This window comes from Halomonas sp. EF61 (assembly GCF_040147045.1).
Lineage (GTDB): Bacteria > Pseudomonadota > Gammaproteobacteria > Pseudomonadales > Halomonadaceae > Halomonas > Halomonas litopenaei.
Window position 1 is genome coordinate 463905 of sequence record NZ_JAMSHM010000004.1, and the last position, 17533, is coordinate 481437.

15 protein-coding genes are annotated in these 17533 nt (G+C 63.9%); 6 read left to right on the top strand and 9 right to left on the bottom strand.

Annotated features, from left to right (window positions below; genetic code table 11):
• Positions 1-18: 18 nt before the first annotated feature.
• Complete coding sequence (pflA, locus tag NFI08_RS21625; RefSeq protein WP_045993787.1) at positions 19-762, bottom strand: pyruvate formate lyase 1-activating protein; 744 nt, start codon at positions 760-762, stop codon at positions 19-21.
• 88 nt (positions 763-850) lie between these two features.
• On the bottom strand, positions 851-3127 hold the full coding sequence (gene pflB, locus NFI08_RS21630) for a formate C-acetyltransferase (RefSeq protein ID WP_349591449.1): 2277 nt from the start codon (positions 3125-3127) through the stop codon (positions 851-853).
• A 370-nt stretch (positions 3128-3497) separates the two neighbouring features.
• On the opposite strand from pflB, the gene NFI08_RS21635 reads away from it, so the two are divergent.
• Together NFI08_RS21635 and NFI08_RS21640 are read left to right on the top strand one after the other, a co-directional pair.
• Complete coding sequence (locus tag NFI08_RS21635) at positions 3498-3998, top strand: hypothetical protein (RefSeq protein ID WP_286984811.1); 501 nt, start codon at positions 3498-3500, stop codon at positions 3996-3998.
• Positions 3998-4903: a tetratricopeptide repeat protein gene (locus NFI08_RS21640; RefSeq protein WP_349591450.1), complete on the top strand. Its 906-nt coding sequence runs from the start codon at positions 3998-4000 to the stop codon at positions 4901-4903. The genes NFI08_RS21635 and NFI08_RS21640 overlap by 1 nt, the downstream gene beginning before the upstream one ends.
• Positions 4904-5014: 111 nt before the next feature.
• On the opposite strand, the gene htpG is transcribed toward NFI08_RS21640, so the two are convergent.
• The 3 genes from htpG to NFI08_RS21655 form a co-directional block, all read right to left on the bottom strand.
• Positions 5015-6919 carry a molecular chaperone HtpG gene (gene htpG, locus NFI08_RS21645; RefSeq protein ID WP_045993791.1) on the bottom strand — a complete coding sequence of 635 codons (1905 nt, stop codon included), beginning with the start codon at positions 6917-6919 and terminating at the stop codon, positions 5015-5017.
• 221 nt (positions 6920-7140) lie between these two features.
• Positions 7141-8160, bottom strand: coding sequence for a PaaI family thioesterase (locus NFI08_RS21650; RefSeq protein ID WP_240184312.1), 1020 nt, complete (start codon positions 8158-8160; stop codon positions 7141-7143).
• A gap of 196 nt (positions 8161-8356) precedes the next feature.
• Complete coding sequence (locus NFI08_RS21655; RefSeq protein WP_045993792.1) at positions 8357-8713, bottom strand: YkvA family protein; 357 nt, start codon at positions 8711-8713, stop codon at positions 8357-8359.
• A gap of 260 nt (positions 8714-8973) precedes the next feature.
• Here NFI08_RS21655 and NFI08_RS21660 point away from each other — a divergent pair, with 260 nt between their 5' ends.
• On the top strand, positions 8974-10917 hold the full coding sequence (locus NFI08_RS21660; RefSeq protein WP_349591451.1) for a transglycosylase SLT domain-containing protein: 1944 nt from the start codon (positions 8974-8976) through the stop codon (positions 10915-10917).
• 157 nt (positions 10918-11074) lie between these two features.
• On the opposite strand, the gene NFI08_RS21665 is transcribed toward NFI08_RS21660, so the two are convergent.
• Complete coding sequence (locus tag NFI08_RS21665; protein WP_108450050.1) at positions 11075-11728, bottom strand: LysE family translocator; 654 nt, start codon at positions 11726-11728, stop codon at positions 11075-11077.
• Positions 11728-12153 (bottom strand): NINE protein, encoded by a 426-nt coding sequence (locus NFI08_RS21670; protein ID WP_045993795.1) that lies wholly within the window; start codon positions 12151-12153, stop codon positions 11728-11730. Before NFI08_RS21670 ends, NFI08_RS21665 begins: the two co-directional genes overlap by 1 nt.
• Positions 12154-12510: 357 nt before the next feature.
• Between NFI08_RS21670 and NFI08_RS21675 the strand changes: the two genes are divergently transcribed.
• A complete protein-coding gene (locus tag NFI08_RS21675) occupies positions 12511-12717 on the top strand; it encodes a cold-shock protein (RefSeq protein WP_045993796.1) in 207 nt (68 codons plus the stop codon).
• A 282-nt stretch (positions 12718-12999) separates the two neighbouring features.
• On the opposite strand, the gene NFI08_RS21680 is transcribed toward NFI08_RS21675, so the two are convergent.
• Together NFI08_RS21680 and yegS are read right to left on the bottom strand one after the other, a co-directional pair.
• Entirely contained in the window at positions 13000-13560 is a 561-nt protein-coding gene (locus NFI08_RS21680) for a hypothetical protein (RefSeq protein WP_108450051.1), read from the bottom strand.
• A 448-nt stretch (positions 13561-14008) separates the two neighbouring features.
• Positions 14009-14938, bottom strand: coding sequence for a lipid kinase YegS (gene yegS / locus NFI08_RS21685; RefSeq protein WP_045993797.1), 930 nt, complete (start codon positions 14936-14938; stop codon positions 14009-14011).
• A 258-nt stretch (positions 14939-15196) separates the two neighbouring features.
• Here yegS and NFI08_RS21690 point away from each other — a divergent pair, with 258 nt between their 5' ends.
• Positions 15197-16819 carry a cation:proton antiporter domain-containing protein gene (locus tag NFI08_RS21690; RefSeq protein ID WP_205254743.1) on the top strand — a complete coding sequence of 541 codons (1623 nt, stop codon included), beginning with the start codon at positions 15197-15199 and terminating at the stop codon, positions 16817-16819.
• 313 nt (positions 16820-17132) lie between these two features.
• The gene (locus tag NFI08_RS21695; RefSeq protein ID WP_045992573.1) at positions 17133-17426 is read left to right on the top strand and encodes a hypothetical protein; all 294 of its coding nucleotides are present in this window, start codon (positions 17133-17135) and stop codon (positions 17424-17426) included.
• Positions 17427-17533 lie beyond the last annotated feature (107 nt).

Here is a 17533-nt window from a genome sequence, read left to right on the forward strand (position 1 = left end):
GCGGGCGACATCGCCACGTCAGCCAGCGATGACCTCCGGATGATACCGCGAGGCGATCGTCACCAGACGCTGCATGGTCTCGCCACTCGGTGGCGCCACCCCTGCCAGCGGATAGTGCTCTCCCAGCTCCTGCCACTTGTACTCGCCAAGTGCGTGATAGGGCAGCAGCTCGATACGCTCGACGTTGTCCATCGTCTCGACGAACTCCCCCAGCAGGTGCATGGATGCCTCGCTGTCGGTAAAGCCAGGCACGATCACCTGACGAATCCAGGTGGGCTTGCCGATCGCCGCCAGATGACGGGCAAAGGCCAGGGGACGGCGTCGGGGGATACCGGTGAGCTCGCGGTGCACGCCCTCGTCGAGATGCTTGAGATCCAGCAGCACCAGGTCGGTGGCGGCAAGCAACTCGTCGAGGACCTCATCGTAGTGGCAGACGTAGCCATTGGTGTCGAGGCAGGTGTGCATGCCCTCGGCCTTGGCCGCCTGAAACAGGTCGCGCACAAACGCCGGTTGCAGCAGCGCCTCGCCGCCGGTGCAGGTGATGCCGCCCCCTGACGCCCGCATGAACGGCAGATAGGTTCTGGCTTCGGTGAGTATCTCGTCCACCGTCACCTCACGTCCGCCCTGGCGATCCCAGCTGTCGCGGTTGTGGCAGTACTGACAGCGCATCACGCAGCCCTGTAGAAACACCAGAAAGCGAATGCCTGGGCCATCCACGGCACCACAGCTCTCCAGGTGATGGAGACGGCCAGTGATCATCATCGGGACTCCTCACGAAAAGGGGCTCCGGGAGAGACCCGGAGCCCGGAAAGGGACCGCTGTCGCGGCCCCGGGCGAGACGACTGTCGGCTCAGAGCGTTTCGGTGAAGGTCCGGGAGATCACGTCGCGCTGCTGTTCCGCGGTCAAGGAGTTGAAGCGCACCGCGTAGCCGGACACGCGGATGGTCAGCTGAGGATACTTGTCCGGATTGACCACGGCGTCCTCGAGCATCTCGCGGTTGAGCACGTTGACGTTCAAGTGCTGGCCGCCTTCCTGACGCTCGCTGTGGTGGAAGTAACCGTCGAGCAGGCCGGACAGGTTGCTGCGCTGGGCGCCCTCGTCCTTGCCCAGCGCCCTCGGCACGATGGAGAAGGTATACGAGATCCCGTCCTTGGCGTGGGCATAGGGCAGCTTGCCCACCGACGTCAACGAGGCCACAGCGCCCTTGGTGTCACGCCCGTGCATGGGGTTGGCACCCGGTGCGAAGGGCTCGCCGGCGCGACGACCGTCCGGCGTGGTGCCGGTCTTCTTGCCGTAGACCACGTTGGAGGTGATGGTCAGCACCGACTGGGTCGGCTCGGCGCCACGGTAGGTATTGAGCTTGCGGATCTTGTTCATGAAGGTCTCGACCAGCTCGCAGGCGATATCGTCGACGCGCGGATCATTGTTGCCGAAGCAGGGGTAGTCACCCTCTATCTCGAAGTCCACCGCCACGCCATCAGGATCACGCACCGGGCGCACCTTGGCGTACTTGATCGCCGACAGCGAGTCCGCCGCCACCGACAGCCCGGCGATGCCGCAGGCCATGGTGCGCTTGACGTCGAGGTCGTGCAGCGCCATCAGCGCCGCCTCGTAGCTGTACTTGTCGTGCATGTAGTGGATGGCATTGAGGGCGGTCACGTACTGGCGGGCCAGCCAGTCCATCAGGCCATCCATGCGCGCCCACACCTCGTCGAAGTCGAGCACCTCGGAGGCGATCGGCTCACTCCTGGGGCCGACCTGGATCTTCAGCTTCTCGTCGACGCCGCCGTTGATCGTGTAAAGCAGCGTCTTGGCCAGGTTGGCCCGTGCACCGAAGAACTGCATCTGCTTGCCGATCACCATGGGAGACACGCAGCAGGCGATGGCGTAGTCGTCGGAGGCGAAGTCCACGCGCATCAGATCGTCGTTCTCGTACTGGATCGATGAGGTGTCGATGGACACCTTGGCGCAGTAGCGCTTGAAGCCGTCGGGCAGCTGTTCGGACCACAGCACCGTGAGATTCGGCTCCGGGCTCGGGCCCATGGTGTAGAGGCTGTTGAGGAAACGGAAGCTGGTACGGGTGACCAGGGTGCGTCCGTCCAGTGCCATCCCGCCCAGGCATTCGGTGGCCCAGATCGGGTCGCCGGAGAACAGCTCGTCATACTCAGGGGTGCGCAGGAAGCGCACCATGCGAAGCTTCATGATGAAGTGATCGACCAGCTCCTGGGCGCGGGCTTCGTCGATCACGCCTTGGCGCAGGTCACGCTCCAGGTAGATATCGAGGAAGCTGGAAGTACGTCCCAGTGACATGGCGGCGCCGTTTTGCGACTTCACTGCCGCCAGGTAGCCAAAGTAGGTCCACTGGATGGCCTCCTGGGCGGTGGCAGCCGGGACCGAGACGTCGAAGCCGTACTTGGCGGCCATTTCCTTGAGCTGGCCGAGTGCACGATGCTGCTCGGCGACTTCCTCGCGCAGCTGGATCACCGCCTCCAGGTCCTCGCCCTGTTCGAAGCGCTGCTGCAGCGAGGCAAACTGCGCCTGCTTGTCACGCATCAGGAAGTCGACGCCGTAAAGGGCGACCCGGCGGTAATCACCGATGATGCGTCCACGACCGTAGGCGTCCGGCAGTCCGGTCAGCACCCCTGACTTGCGACACTTGAGGATGTCCGGGGTGTAGACATCGAACACCCCCTGATTGTGGGTCTTGCGAAATTCGGTGAAGACCTTCTTGACCTGAGGATCGAGTTCACGACCGTAGGCCTGGCATGAGCCCTCCACCATCTTGATGCCGCCGTTGGGCATGATCGCCCGCTTCAGCGGCGCGTCGGTCTGCAGTCCAACGATGGTCTCGAGACGCTGATCGATATAGCCGGCGTCATGAGCGGTGATGGTCGAGACCAGCGAGGTGTCGAAGTCCAGCGGTGCATGGGTGGCGTTTTCTTGCTTGACGCCTTCCATCACAGTGTCCCATAGCTCGCGAGTGCTGGCCGCCGGCTCGCTGACCAGGAAACGCTCGTCACCCTCGTAGGGGGTCACGTTGGCCAGCAAAAAGTCTCGTACGTCGACGCCCTTCTTCCACTCGCCCCCGGCAAACCCTTCCCACGCTTGCGCGAATTGCTCTTTCATCGACTTGCACCTCAACAGAGTAAATGACAACGCTAGTCCTGCATGCTGAGCGACGGCCATCCCTCGAAGATGGCAGCCGACCCGCCTGTTCGGTGGCAGCAGCGGTCGCCGCATCGGAGGCGGCGGGGGTGCTGCACGCTTCTCGATCGGCGAAAAAACACCTGCCTTCGAGAGCACAATTCGACCTTAGCAGTAGTCCCGTCGCCCCTACTTGACCCGCATCATGGCGCCACGGGACAGCGATACAGCGCGAGCGAAGCAGCCCAGAAACCTGTACCAGGCCAATTTCGCGCAGCGAGGACGGCCGCCTGCGCTATGCTGACAAGGGCATACGTAGGCCTGAGCCCTGTCCCACCGCCGGGTGCCCGTGATGAACAGCTTTCCCACGCTTCTGGAGTACGGTCTGCCAGGCTTCGCCGTGGTGCTGCTGATCCTCGGCTACCACCTGCTCAACAAGACCCACACCCTGTTGCTCAATGAGCGCTCTGGCGAGACCCGAGAGGGCACCGAGTTGCGCATTCGCTATCTGCAGGAGGTCTCCAAGAACGCCAGGCTGTTCATGGCGCTGAGTCTGCTGTTCTTCGTCGGTGGGCTGGCCATGGCAATGATGAAACCCTCGAGCCAGGTCAATCTTTCCATCGCCCCGCCCGAAGGCGTGCTGCCGGTCATCCGTCTGCAGGAGCGGGACATGCCGCTGGATGGCCGGGGCACGGTCGTGCTGAAGGTCCAGGACGACAATGTGCTGCGCATCTTGAACAACGATCTGCACGGCCGGCTGATCGCCATCGAGCAGGAGCGCGACGCCCTGAAGAGCCAACTGGCCGACGTCATCGCTGCAGCGGAGCGAGATTCTCCGCAGGTAGGCTTCTAATGAAGAACAGGCAGGGCGCCTTGGCGTCGCGCGCGATGGCGACAGCCCTGGCCGGGCCAGCGAAGGGAAAACGACGGCGCCACCCCACGTCTACGATAAACGCCCTGCTGATCGTGCTGCTGAGCGTCGGGGTGGCGTGGCCGGTGGTTGCCCAGCAGGCCCCCCTGTCCAGGGCCAAGGCGCTGTTGCAGCAGGGTGACAACCAGGCCGCCCTGCGCGAACTACGTCCTCTGCTCGAAAGTCCTGATCCGCTGGCCCGGATGGAAGGCTTGAACGCCCAGGGCTGGATTCTCTATCGGGAAGGCCGCCACGCCGACGCCTCAGCGCTGTTCGAGCAGGCGCTCAGGGCGAGTCAAGGTCATGGCGGCTTGCGTGAGGTGCGCCTGAAGACCCTCAACAACGCTGGCATCAACGCCTTTTCCGCCGGTGAGCTCGACAAGGCTCGAAGCTACTTCGAGGCCGCACTGGCCATCGGCAGCGACGTGGCCCCGCGCTACCTGACCATCATCACCCGCCAGGCCCCCATGCAGTCGGCCCAGCAGCAGGTCAGCGCGGGACGTGAAAAGCGCATCGAGCGCGACTTCGAGGGGGCGGTGGCCGACTACACCCGGGCGCTTGCGATCGACCCGAACAACAACGACGCTCTCTCCTATCGTGGCTACGCCTACTACCGATTGGGCCAGTACGACAATGCCCGAGCCGATATCGAGGCGGCCCTGGCGAGTTCTCCCCAGCGGCTGGACGCACTGATCAACCTGCTCAAGGTGAGCTGCGCCAGCGGCGATGACCTCGATGCGGTGCTCAAGCGCCGGGGGCACGCCATCCAGCGACAGCGCGAGGCCATGCTCGACGACAGGGAGCTGCAGCGCCAGTGCCCAGACCTCTTCGCCAGTCTGAAACGCTGAACGATCTGTGGTGCGCCGAAGACGAGCCGCCTTCCCCACAACGCAACGACGCCACCCGAAGGTGGCGTCGTGGTTGGGGCGCTTGAGCTCTTGAGTTAGGCAGCCAGCTTGTCAGGCACTCAGCAGGGCGTTGAGACGCTTGACGTAGGCGGCCGGATCGTCGAGATGACCACCCTCGGCGATGATCGCCTGATCGAGCAGGATCCGCGCCAGATCACCGAAGCCGTCACCGTCGGCCCCTTCCAGGCGAGCAACCAGGGCGTGGTCCGGGTTGAGCTCGAGGATCGGCTTGACCTCGGGCAGGCTCTGGCCCGCAGCCTCCATGATACGGCGCATCTGGAAGCCCATCTCGTGCTCGGGCAGCACCACACAGGCCGGTGAATCGGTCAGGCGGTGGGTGATCTTGACCTCCTGAACCTCCTCGCCGAGCGCTTCCTTGACCCGCTTGACCAGATCCTCCTTGGACTTGGCGGTCTCCTCCTGGGCCTTCTTCTCGTCTTCGTCCTCGACGTCCCCCAGGTCCAGATCGCCCTTGGCAACATCGGCAAACTTCTTGCCATCGAACTCGGTGAGATGGCTCATCAGCCACTCATCGATGCGATCGTGGAGCAGCAGCACCTCGATGCCCTTCTTGCGGAAGATTTCCAGGTGGGGGCTGTTCTTGGTGGCGTTGAAGCCATCGGCGACGATGTAGTAGATCTTGTCCTGACCTTCCTTCATCCGCTCCACGTAGTCGGCCAGGGACTGATCCTGGGTGGCGCTGTCGGTGTGGGTGGAAGAGAAACGCAGCAGGCCGCTGATCTTGTCGCGGTTGGCGTAGTCCTCCGCCGGGCCTTCCTTCAGCACCGAACCGAAGGTGTTCCAGAACGTCTGGTAGGCTTCCTTGTCCTTGGCCAGCTTCTTGAGCATGTCCAGGGCACGCTTGGTCAGCGCGGACTTGATCTTCTCTACCTTCGGGTCCTGTTGCAGCAGCTCACGGGACACGTTCAGCGACAGATCGCGGGTGTCCAGCACCCCCTTGATGAAGCGCAGGTACAGCGGCAGGAACTGCTCGGCGTCGTCCATGATGAACACGCGCTGGACGTACAGCTTGACCCCACGGGCGCCGTCACGCTCGTACAGGTCGAAGGGTGCGCGGCCAGGCACGTACAGCAGGCTGGTGTACTCCAGGTTGCCCTCGACCTTGTTGTGGCTCCAGGTCAGGGGGTCGGAGAAGTCGTGGGCCACGTGCTTGTAGAAGGCCTTGTACTCGTCCTCGGAGACCTCGCTCTTGGGCCGCACCCACAGCGCGGTCGCCTCGTTGACGGTCTCCCAGGTGGTGACCTCGCTACCGTCGACCTCGTTGCCATCGTCGTCGGTGGCCTTTTCGGTACGCGGCATCTTCACCGGTACTTCGATATGGTCAGAGTACTTGCGCACCAGGCTCTGCAGGCGATAGTCGTCGGCGAACTCCCTGGCGTCCTCCTTGAGGTGGAGGATGATCTCGGTGCCGTGCTTCTCGCGCTCGATCTCGGCGACCACGAACTCGCCCTCGCCTTTCGAGCGCCACTCGACGCCGGCATCGGCGGCGTCACCGGCCTTGCGGGTACGCACGGTAATCTCGTCGGCGACAATAAAGCCAGAATAGAAGCCGACCCCGAACTGGCCGATCAGCCGGGCGTCCTTCTGCTGTTCGCCGGAAAGCTGCTTGAGAAACTCGGCGGTACCACTCTTGGCGATGGTGCCCAGGTTGGCGATCACGTCCTCGCGGTTCATGCCGATACCGTTGTCACGAAGGGTGACGGTGCCGGCCTCGCTGTCGTGCTCGATCTCGACGCGCAGCTCGCTGTCGCCCTCGTAGAGCGCATCATTGTCCAGCGCCTGATAACGCAGCTTGTCGCAGGCGTCGGCGGCGTTGGAGATCAGCTCCCGAAGAAAGATCTCGCGGTTGGAGTACAGCGAGTGGATCATCAGGTTGAGAAGCTGCTTGACCTCGGTCTGAAAGCCCAGGGTTTCTTCGTGGGTAGCGGTGGTCATGGTAGATCGAACCCCTTTCGACATGGCGATTTCCGGGCCAGCGATGGCTCGCTGGCGGTCCAGAGTGCACGGCTCGCGCCGCACGTCATTCAAGATGACAATCGATATGGGGTCCGCGCTGCGCTTTTCAAGGCTGGCGCCAGCAGGTCGACCTTCCCGGACCTGGGCTGACGTCCCTGGCCGTGGTCACCTGGCTAACCGCTGCCCGGGCCGGCACTCACCTACGCCGGCGCCCCCAGCACGTAGGTCAAGCGAGCCCGGGCAACCGGCGCGTCTTCGTCGTCCTGCCACGCCCATGCCTCGACATTGGCCATGCGCCGCCCTTCGCGCACCAGACGACAACGCGCGAAGGTTGGCTTCACCCCGGCCGAACTGAGGTAGTCCACGGTGACGTTGACCAGCCTCGGCAGGCGCGGCTCACGGGTCTGCGCCAGGGTATCCAGCGCTGCAGCAGTCTCCAGAAAGGCCGACACCACACCACCGTGCAGCGCCGGCAGCATCGGATTGCCAACGTTGTGGGGACGCGTCTCCAGTACAAAGCGCCTGCCGTGCTCATCGCGGTCCTCCCTCACCCCGATGAAGTCGGCGTAGGGCACCTCGCCAAGCCAGGCGTTGATCTCACCGCTGGCACGCCCACGTTCCAGCAAGCCGCTGACACTCTCGTGTGGAGCCGCCGCTATCGCACCACTGTCGGCATCGCCAACTGGGGCCTTCTCTTCGATAAGGGGATCGCCCTCGTCTTCCACAAGACCGGCGAACATGGCCTCGGCAAAACCTGCTGGCGTGTTGCGCGGCCCCAGCCGGGCAAAGTGCCCGCGGGCGCAGGCCACCACCTGTCCTTCGTGCTGCCAGGCCCGGGCCTCGGTGAACACCACCGAGTCGGTGATGGCCTCCACTTCGGCACGTACCCACAATGACGCCCCCTGACAGGCAGGGCGACGATGACTGATATGCAGATCCAGGGTGGGACAGACCTCAGGACTTGGCAGTGCCGGCAGGACCGAGGCACCGCAGGCGGTGTCCAGCAGTACGCTGAGCACCCCGCTGTGCACCAGGCTTCTCGAGCGATCACCGCACAACTCGGCTCCCCCGGGCAGATATAGGGTGACGCCGCTGGCATCCACCGCAACGACGCGCATGCCGAGCGCCTGGGTATGTGGAATGACATCGACAAAGCGCTGAAGCGCCTGCCGCCAGAGCGACACGGAGGGTGGCTGCAGGGTGCGGTGCGAGGAGGACATGAGCGGGCTCGAATTCAAACGTTTGACTGACAATCTAGACCCAGCCCGCCGACGCCACAATAGGTCCTTGGTCCGCATTTTTACCTTTTACCCGCCAAATGCTCGCCAAGCGTCAGAAACAGACGACGTACCCTGAAGCAAACGCAAAAAGCTCGAATCCGCACACTTCGAGCCAGAAAATCAAGAACAAGGCACCTTAGATGTCGTGGATATCCCGCTCCTCCCGCGGAGCATCGTCCTCGCCAATACCACGCCAGGCGCGATAGTCGGCCAGACTATTGTCCACCTTGGTCAGCAACCAGCCGACGATGACCACATCATCGAGAAGACCGAACAGCAGCAGCACATCGGGAATCAGGTCCAGCGGTGACACCAGATAGGCAAAGGCCACCGCCATCCAGCCGAAAGCCGCCCAGGGCACCGGGCGGTAGCGACCGCTGAGCACGTCCTGCAGCATCGGGATAAACAGCTTGAGCGCCCGCATTATATGCTTGAACGCTCGGGTGCGTTGGGTAAAGCGACCAATAACGGGGATTCGATCAAACAGGGCCATGGATAGTCTCCTCGACTCAATTCAGCACCAACGATTGCCGATGGTATTTATCGGGTGTCAACGGCTATCTTCATGGCGTCGACGTCGTCTTATCGCAACATGGGGGCGAAGCTGACCGGGGTCAAGTCTCGTAACCTGGCCGGGCAACTGTTCAAGGCCCGCCGGTTCGGTCACCATGTGGCTTCGATCCGACATCGATTCGCCGTCTACGGCACAAAAAGGCAGCAATGTCTTCTTCTTCACAGACCAGGAGGGTCTCCATGCCATTCGCCTTGTTTCGTCGCCTCGTGCCGCTGGTGGCAGCCACGGCACTGTGCATGCCATTGACGGCTACCGCCCAGGGCAGTGACGGCGCCATGCGCAGCGCCCTGGAAGCCGCCCGTAGCGGCAACTTCCACAACATCAACGACGCCGCCATTCGCGGCCACGAACTGGCCGGCTATGTGGCGTACTATCGTCTGCGCGATCGCCTGCCCAACGCCAGCCCTCAGGAAGTTCTCAGCTACATCTCGGCCAATGCCGATGCACCGCTGGGTGACTGGATGCGTGAGCAGGCCATCCTGCGCTACGGCAAGGCCGGGCGCTACGGCGATCTGCTGGCCGTCGCCGGCGGCGTTCCCGAGACCACCGCCGAGCAGTGCTACTACTACACCGCGCAACTGGGTCAGAGCCCCGCCGTCGCCGCTCAGGGCGGCCGCGAACTATGGCTGGTGGGTCGCTCCCAGCCGGATGCCTGCGACTCGCTATTCTCCACCCTGCGCGCCCGCGGCGAGATCGGTGGCACGGAAATCTTCGAGCGCATGATGCTGGCCTGGGAAAACGGCGAAGACGGACTGGTCAGCTATCTTGGCCGTCAATTGGGACCCGCCTGGAGCTCCGCTGCAGCAGCGCAGCAAAGCGTGGCCGCCAACCCGTCGCGACTGGCAAGCGTAGCGCGCTGCGTCGGCCCCGACTGCGCCGGCACCGCCTCCTTTGTGCGGGCCGCCATCATCGCCACTGCAGAGTCATCCCCGGCGGCGGCTCTGTCCGCCTGGCAGCAGGTCTCCGGCAGTGTGAGCCTGCCGGCCCAGTCTCGCCAGGCGCTGGAGCGCGAGATCATCTATTACGCCCTGCGCCGCGACCAGCGCAGCCTGCTCGGCTGGATCGACGGCGCCCTGGCCGGCCAGCAGGATCCGGAGGTGTTCGAACTGCGTGCACGCCTGGCCATCCGCGATCGCGACTGGGCCGCCGTCGAGCGGACCGTTGGCATCATGCCCGCCGAGACCCAGGCCAAGGCGCGCTGGCAATACTGGCTGGGCCGCGCGCTGGCCCTGCGCGGGCAGCAGGCGGAGGCGCAGGCCGCCTACGCCCGGGCAGCGGGTCAACGCGACTTCTTCGGCTTCGTCGCCGCCGACCGCCTCGGCCAGCCCTACGATCTCAACATGGAAGACACGCGTTTCAGCGAGGCCGAGCGCGCCCAGGTCGCCGGCTGGCCGACGGTGCGTCGCACCGAGGCGCTGCTGCGCGTCGGACAGGAAGGGCTTGCCAACCTCGAGTGGAATCATGCGGTAAGCAGCGCAGGCCCCACCGACGCCCGGCGCCTGGCGGACTACGCCGCAGGACGCGGTTGGCACGTACGCCTGGTGCAGACGACCATCGTCGGCAAGATGCTCGACGCCCTGCCCTGGCGCTTTCCTGAAGCCTACCGGGAGGACTTCCGCCGCTGGGGCCAGGCCAACAACGTCGACCCCTACCTGCTGATGGGGATCGCCCGTCGCGAGAGCGCCTACAACCCCGAGGCGCTATCACCCGCCGGGGCCAGGGGCCTGATGCAGTTGATGCCGGGTACCGCCGCCCTGGTGGGACGCCAGGTGGGCATCGGTGATCCTGGACCCTACGGCGTGCTCGACCCGGCCACCAACATTCGTCTGGGCAGCACCTATATCCGTGACATGATCGCGCGCTACGGCGGCAACCGTATCGCCGCGGCGGCGGCCTACAACGCCGGCCCCCACCGGGTCGACACCTGGCTTGCCCGCGCGCCGGGCGAATTCGACCTGTTCATCGAGGAGATCCCCTTCAAGGAAACCCGCCGCTACGTGCGCGCGGTGCTCGAGTACCGGGTAGTGTTCGAGAGCCTGGCCCAGGGCTCGACCCAGGGCGTGCAGGTGCTGACAGCGGCCGAGAAGAGCTCGCGCTACGACGGTGCCATGGTACGTCGATGATGTGGCGGAGCCCCGGCACGTCGATGAGGTGAGATCGCCTCGCAAAGCAAGAACCCCCGGCCTGTGGTCGGGGGTTCTTGCTGTCGAGGTCCGGTTTTTGCGGTAGCTTCGCTGGCCTGTGTCTCGGGCTATTGGCCTACGCGCCGGTCGCGTCGGCTCAGGACGGCGCCCGCGTCAACGCCAGCTTGACCCCGAACGCCACCAGCACACCGCCGGTCAAGCCGTTGAGCACGCGCGAGAACGCCGGCCGAGCGAGCCAGTGGCTGGCGCTGCCCACCAATACCGCGACCAGGATCTGCCACAGGTTGGCAATCACGAAGTGGATACCGGCGAGCCACAGGGACTTCAGCAAGGCCGGATCCGTGGGGGCGATGAACTGGGGCAGAAAGGCCATGTAGAACACCACCGTCTTGGGATTGAGCACGTTGGACAGCAACCCCTCGCGCAGCGGCCGCCACGGCGACACGCGCTGGCGGCGGGCGCCACTCGCCGCCGACACCGCGAGCCCCTTGCCGGCCCAGGCCTGACGCAGGCTGGCGAGTCCCAGCCAGGCCAGGTAGCCGGCCCCGATCATCTTCAGCGCCGAAAACGCCCAGGCCGACTGCAGCAGGATCAGCGATACCCCCAGGGCGGAGATGGTGGCGTGGACAAACAGCCCCGAACAGATCGCCAGGCTGGTCAGCACACCGTCGCGCAGACCGCCCCGAGCGGTGTTGCGAATCACCAGCAAGGTGTCGACCCCGGGAGTGACGCTCAACAGCGTGATCGCCACCACGAAGCCCAGCAGCTGGGCATCGATCCAGCCTTCCATCAGCGCACGGACTCGAGGCTATCGGAGTGTTTCAGCGAAATCTGGTCGTTGAGCGTCCAGAAGTCGTACAGGATGCCGATCAAGAACAGACCACCGGTGAGCAGATAGATGATACCGGTCACCCATTTGCCCATGTAGAAACGGTGCAGGCCGAATACCCCGAGGAAGGTCAGCAGCACCCAGGCCAGGGTGTAGTTGGTGGGACCACCGCGGAACCGCAGGTCGGCCTCGCGATCCATGCTCGGGATCAAGAACAGGTCGATGATCCAGCCGATGAAGAACAGTCCGAGGGTCAGAAACCAGATGGTGCCGGTCACCGGCTTGCCGTAATAGAACCGGTGGGCGCCGAGGAAACCGAACAGCCACAACAGGTAGCCCACCACCTTGGAGTGGGTATCGTCGCTATGGATCACGGGGGCAGTCATGTGAATTCCTTGTGTCATCTTTTCCGTTAAGAGGCAGCAACGGGCGTCCGGCTGGACGCTGCTGGCCTTTCGATCTACAGTAACTTGGCGAGTCGAGGTAAGCCATTCTCGCCTGCCAGGGGTGGTCGACACCAGAGGTGTCGTTTCCCGGGTAATCGGAATCGCGAACTCGACCGCAGCGTAGGACAGCAAGTAGAAACGTCAGCAGTGGTAGTTCGATCGCTCTATTGTCGAAACACGCAATGCGCCCTTCTTTCTTGTCATGCCCACGCAACAGGGTTCAGACCACACGACGGGAGAAAAGCTCCCCGGGTGGTTGAGCCTGCACCATCATTTAGCGAGTTAAGGAAATCGACAATGGCAACTGGCACTGTCAAGTGGTTCAACGATACCAAGGGCTACGGCTTCATCTCTCCGGACGACGGCGGAGACGACCTGTTCGCCCACTTCTCCGAGATTCAGGCTGAAGGCTTCAAGTCCCTGCAGGACGGCCAGAAGGTCTCCTTCGAGGTGACTCAGGGCAAGAAAGGCCTTCAGGCCTCCAACATCAAGGTCGCCGACTGAGCCTAGTGCCTGTCTGACCTTGTCACGGGGAGATCGCATTCTGCGTGATCTAGCCACCCCGTGAAGCAACAGCGCTTGAGCAGGATTGCCGCAAGTTGTGACGATCCTCGATCATGCGACAAGAAGGCCCACCATGTGGTGGGCCTTTCTTGTTGGTCGGCAGAGCCTGCCGGGGGGCCGATCAGGTGCCGTAAGAGCTTGCCTGCAAGCCTTGGGCCCATGACCAAGCCATGACCAAGCCATGATTAAGCCACCCGGACCTGATGCCCTGCCAATACCAGCTCAGGGCGAGTTGTCGGTACGGGTCTCGACGTCGCCTTCGGCGTTGACGTCGGCATCGAAGGACGCCTCCGCGTCGGCGGGCACCTCCTCGGGGACCTGGCGCTCGGCCTGCTCGAAGGTCTCGTCGATCTTGCGCTTGGCTTCCTCGAACCGGCGTTCGGTTTCCTGAAGGATGGCGTCGACCTCCTCGCTCGATCCCTCGAGTTGCACCGGTTCCTCGACAGGGTCAGGCACCGAGGGCGCCGAGGCTTCTTCTCCGCCTGTGTCGCTCTGCTGCCCTTCACTGTCCGGTGTGACTTGGCTAGCGTTCGTTGCCTCGGCCTGCTTATAGGTCTCGTCGATCTTGCGTTGCGCTTCCTCGAAGCGACGCTCGGTCTCCTCCAGGATGGCATCGACATCTGACTCGGTGCTTTCCCCCGGCAGCGCCTGGCCCTGCTCCAGGGTGTCGGTGGCACTGCTGCCGAGGTCTACATCGGCCCCATCGGCGTCACTGTTGGTCTCCGCCCCGTCGGCCCCGGTCGACGCCGCTTCACTCGATGACTCGGACTGGGCTGCGGACATCCCGCTCTCGGAAGCGGATGGCTGTTGTTGAGTAGCTGACGGCTCTCGTTGAGTCGCTGAAGGCTCTTGTTGAGTCGCTGAAGGCTCTTCCTCAGTAGCTGAGGGCTCTTCCTCAGTAGCGGACGGCTCCTCGTCAGTTGCTGACGGCTCTTCCTGAGCAGCTGAAGGCTCTTCCTGAGCTGCGGAAGGCTCACTCTGAGACGCCGGGGGCTCCTCTCCATCACACCCAACCAGCCAAAGCGGTACGCTCAGTGCCACCAGGGCCGCCGCCATTCGAGGGGTCATTGCCATCGTCTTCTCTCCATAAAGCCTTTGTCCATGCGCCCAATCTCCATGATTGATCGCGCGCTATTGCACCAAAGCCACCCCGGCCACGCAACTTGCGTCGGCGCTTCAGCACGCCGCAATCTCGCCTATCGGGCGACGTCAATGGCGGGTCCCGCCCTGATCATTCTCCCCGGGGTGAGGCCATTCGACAGCTGTCGGGCATGGTCAGACGCAGCGCCAACGGCATGACCCGGGCCTCGAACGCGCGCTGATAGCAGGCTTCGCCGTCCAGCGTCAGCGGCAGGCGCGCCTCGCCATCTGCTTCAAAGCGCAACCAGGCGCTGCGAAAGGCGTCGACGTACTGCCCATGGTAGGGCCTGGCGCGCAGTTCCTGCATCATCGCCCGAAGCTGGCGCAGCGAGCGGAAGTCACGCACCAGCAGCACGTCGAACAGGCCGTCGTCCAGTCGCGCCGCCGGCGTCAACTGTTGACCGCCACCGGCCTGGATGCCATTGCCGATACCCAGCAGGAAAATGCCCGCTCGACTCTCCCCGCCATCCCAGGCCAGGTGGCCCTGGTAGAGCTGGTAACGCCAGGCCTTGAAGGCACCGAACACCGAGTAGGCTCCCCCGCCCATCAAGCGCTTGAGCGGCTTCGGCGTCGATGTGGTGATCTCGGCACCGAAACCTCCGGTGGCCATGTTGATGAAATAGCGATCGTTCATCCTTGGAACATCCACCCAGCGGCTGGGCAGACGACAGGCGGCGTCCAGCGACGCTGCCTGGCCGAGCGGCAGGCCCAGGGACTTGGCCAGGTCATTGGCGCTGCCCAATGGCATGATGGCAAGCTCCGGACGCTCTTCGCGCGGCAACTGCATCAGCCCGTTGACCACCTCATGCACGGTACCGTCACCACCGCCGGCGATGACCCGCTTGACCCGATCGCGTCCAGCCTGGGTGGCCTGGCGTTCGCCGTCGCCCTTTTCCCAGGTGACACGCACGTCCACATCGAGGCCGCCTCGCCGACAGGCGAAGACAGCGCTTCGCACTTCCGGCAATTGCGCCGATTGTCCGTTGAGGATCAGCCGATTGGTGCCCGGCGGCTGGGTCATCCTGACGCTTCCTTTTTCACATGAGGTTCATGAAAGTCGCACATCCTCCCTGTGCGGCGCCTATTTCATCACATCCTTCCCCCGGCATGGAGGCCCGCAGCGGCGATCCGACACCTGCCGGCCTCCAGCCACATCCTGCTGCCGACGCCGCACCTATGCTGTTGCGGGACGGGCACAATCGCAGCCATAGCGCTGACTTGACCCGTATTTCCCTTACAATTGATCAAGACACGCCCCCCTTTGCGACCGAGTTCCTGCATGATTGAACCAATTTTTGTGCTGACCGCCTTTGTTTCAGGCCTGGCCGCCATGGCCCTCAGACTACCACCCTTGGTGGGTTTTCTCGCCGGTGGCTTCATCCTCAATGCGCTCGGCTACGACGAAACGCCGGTCCTGACGCTGATCGCCCACCTTGGCGTCACCCTGATGCTGTTTACCATCGGTCTCAAGCTCAACGTCAAGACCCTGCTGCGCCCGGACGTCTGGGGAGGCGCCAGCCTGCATATGCTGGCAAGCGTCGTGCTGTTCGTAGGTATTCTGGCTGTCCTGAAGGCGATCGTCACCCTCGGCTGGCTGACGTCACCCAACGGTCTACTCGCTGGACTCGACCTGACGACGCTGCTGGTGCTGGCGTTCGCCCTGTCCTTCTCCAGTACCGTCTTCGTGGTCAAGGTCCTCGAAAAGCGAAGCGAGACCCATGCGGCCTACGGACGCCTGGCCATCGGTATCCTGATCATGCAGGACCTGTTTGCGGTGATCTTTCTCACCGCCTCCACCGGCAAGCTGCCGAGCCCCTGGGCCCTGGGACTGTTCGCGCTGCTGCCGCTGGCGCCGCTGCTGCGACGGCTGCTCGACCGCATGGGCCACGGCGAGATGCAGATGCTGTGTGGCGTGGTGATGGCCCTGGTGCTGGGCTACGGCCTGTTCGAGGCGGTCGGCGTCAAGGGGGATCTCGGTGCGCTGATCATCGGCATGCTGCTGGCGCCCCACCCCGCCGCCCAGACGCTGTCGCGCTCGATGTTCAATATCAAGGAACTGCTGCTGGTCGGCTTCTTTCTGAGCATCGGCCTTACCGCCCTGCCCAGCTGGTCGCTGTTCGGCATCGCCCTGCTGCTGGTGGCGCTGTTGCCGCTGAAGAGCCTGCTCTACCAGTTTATTCTGATGCGTTTCGGCATGCGCCACCGCACCTCGGTGCTGGCCACCCTCAGCCTGAGCAACTATTCCGAGTTCGGTCTGATCGTCGGCGCCATCGCGGTATCCAGCGGTTGGCTGGCGCCGCAGTGGCTGGTGGTGGTGTCGCTCGCGGTCGCGCTGAGCTTCGTGGTATCGGCGATCCTCAATGGCGTCAGCGAGCAGTTCTACCGCTGGCTGGAGCCACGCCTGCCACCGGTCGACGAGGCGTCGCTGTCCCCCAGCGACCGCCCCATCGAGGTCGGCGACGCCGAAGCGGTGGTGCTGGGCATGGGCCGTATCGGTCGCAGCGTCTACCGTCGCCTGACCAAGGAGTATGGACTCAAGGTGCTGGGGGTCGACTCCAATCCCAAGAGCGTGAAGATGCTGGCCGACAAGGGCTTCAATATCGTCGAGGGCGACGCCGTTGACTCGGACTTCTGGGACAAGATGCTGATGTCCTCTCAGGTCGAACTGGTGGTGCTGGCGATGCCCCACCATGCCGGTAACCTGTTCGCCCTGAAGCAGCTGCGAAGCCGCCACTTCCCGGGCAAGATCACCGCCGTGGTCGAGTACCTGGAGGAGATCGACACCATCCGCGAACTGGGCGCCCACGCGGTCTATCACGTCTACGACGAGGCCGGCCGCGCCCTGGCCGACAGCGCGGCGGAGGAAGCGGGAATCATCTCGCGTACCGAACAACTCGGCTAGGCGCTGTCCGAAAAGTCGACGAGCGAAGGTTAGACAAGGCAAAAATCGGTGAGAAAGCGCAGTTTACGGGGTGTAAATGAGCATTTTGACCGGGCTGGCGCACCAGCCGATTTTTAACGCCGTATTACCGAGCGCAGGCACTTTTCAGACAAGCCCTAGCAAGTGGCGCGCGCAGACCTGTGCAACACCCAGACGCGCTCGGCCACGGGGCTTGCCGTGGACAGGTCGGATGCGGATACTCGGGGCTCCCATGGCCAAGGCTCGTGCTCAAGGCGCGCGCCGAGGCCCTTTGCAAGCTCCACGACAAGGATGCATGGCGGTGGAAGACGTCTTTACCTGGCTGGGCGAGGCCCTTGGCACCCTGATTCGCTTTGTGGTCGATACCCTGGGCACCTTCTTCAACAGCATCGATGACGCCGCCGCCGGCTTTATCGACGGCCTGTCTCGCTCGCTGGGCATCGCACCGACCTTCTTCACCCTGGCGCTGCTGGTGCTGGGCCTTTTCTTCCTTTGGCGGGGGCTGCGCGCGATCCTCACAGGCTCCCCCATCGCCGCCCTGCTCTGGGCTCTGCTGGGCCTCTTGACCCTGGGCATGCTGCTGCCCTGACGCGGGACTGTCTCCAAGGCCAGCCGAGCCGGTAGCACACAGCACAACGCCGCCCCGAGGGGCGGCGTTGGCATTTGTGACGGTGGCTCCAGCAGCGATCGTCGTCG

What these genes read in the sequence shown, in the direction of transcription:
- pflA (WP_045993787.1), bottom strand. Translation starts at nt 762, where the DNA reads ATGATGATCACTGGCCGTCTCCATCACCTGGAGAGCTGTGGTGCCGTG.
- pflB (WP_349591449.1), bottom strand. Translation starts at nt 3,127, where the DNA reads ATGAAAGAGCAATTCGCGCAAGCGTGGGAAGGGTTTGCCGGGGGCGAG.
- NFI08_RS21635 (WP_286984811.1), top strand. Translation starts at nt 3,498, where the DNA reads ATGAACAGCTTTCCCACGCTTCTGGAGTACGGTCTGCCAGGCTTCGCC.
- NFI08_RS21640 (WP_349591450.1), top strand. Translation starts at nt 3,998, where the DNA reads ATGAAGAACAGGCAGGGCGCCTTGGCGTCGCGCGCGATGGCGACAGCC.
- htpG (WP_045993791.1), bottom strand. Translation starts at nt 6,919, where the DNA reads ATGACCACCGCTACCCACGAAGAAACCCTGGGCTTTCAGACCGAGGTC.
- NFI08_RS21650 (WP_240184312.1), bottom strand. Translation starts at nt 8,160, where the DNA reads ATGTCCTCCTCGCACCGCACCCTGCAGCCACCCTCCGTGTCGCTCTGG.
- NFI08_RS21655 (WP_045993792.1), bottom strand. Translation starts at nt 8,713, where the DNA reads ATGGCCCTGTTTGATCGAATCCCCGTTATTGGTCGCTTTACCCAACGC.
- NFI08_RS21660 (WP_349591451.1), top strand. Translation starts at nt 8,974, where the DNA reads ATGCCATTCGCCTTGTTTCGTCGCCTCGTGCCGCTGGTGGCAGCCACG.
- NFI08_RS21665 (WP_108450050.1), bottom strand. Translation starts at nt 11,728, where the DNA reads ATGGAAGGCTGGATCGATGCCCAGCTGCTGGGCTTCGTGGTGGCGATC.
- NFI08_RS21670 (WP_045993795.1), bottom strand. Translation starts at nt 12,153, where the DNA reads ATGACTGCCCCCGTGATCCATAGCGACGATACCCACTCCAAGGTGGTG.
- NFI08_RS21675 (WP_045993796.1), top strand. Translation starts at nt 12,511, where the DNA reads ATGGCAACTGGCACTGTCAAGTGGTTCAACGATACCAAGGGCTACGGC.
- NFI08_RS21680 (WP_108450051.1), bottom strand. Translation starts at nt 13,560, where the DNA reads ATGTCCGCAGCCCAGTCCGAGTCATCGAGTGAAGCGGCGTCGACCGGG.
- yegS (WP_045993797.1), bottom strand. Translation starts at nt 14,938, where the DNA reads ATGACCCAGCCGCCGGGCACCAATCGGCTGATCCTCAACGGACAATCG.
- NFI08_RS21690 (WP_205254743.1), top strand. Translation starts at nt 15,197, where the DNA reads ATGATTGAACCAATTTTTGTGCTGACCGCCTTTGTTTCAGGCCTGGCC.
- NFI08_RS21695 (WP_045992573.1), top strand. Translation starts at nt 17,133, where the DNA reads ATGGCGGTGGAAGACGTCTTTACCTGGCTGGGCGAGGCCCTTGGCACC.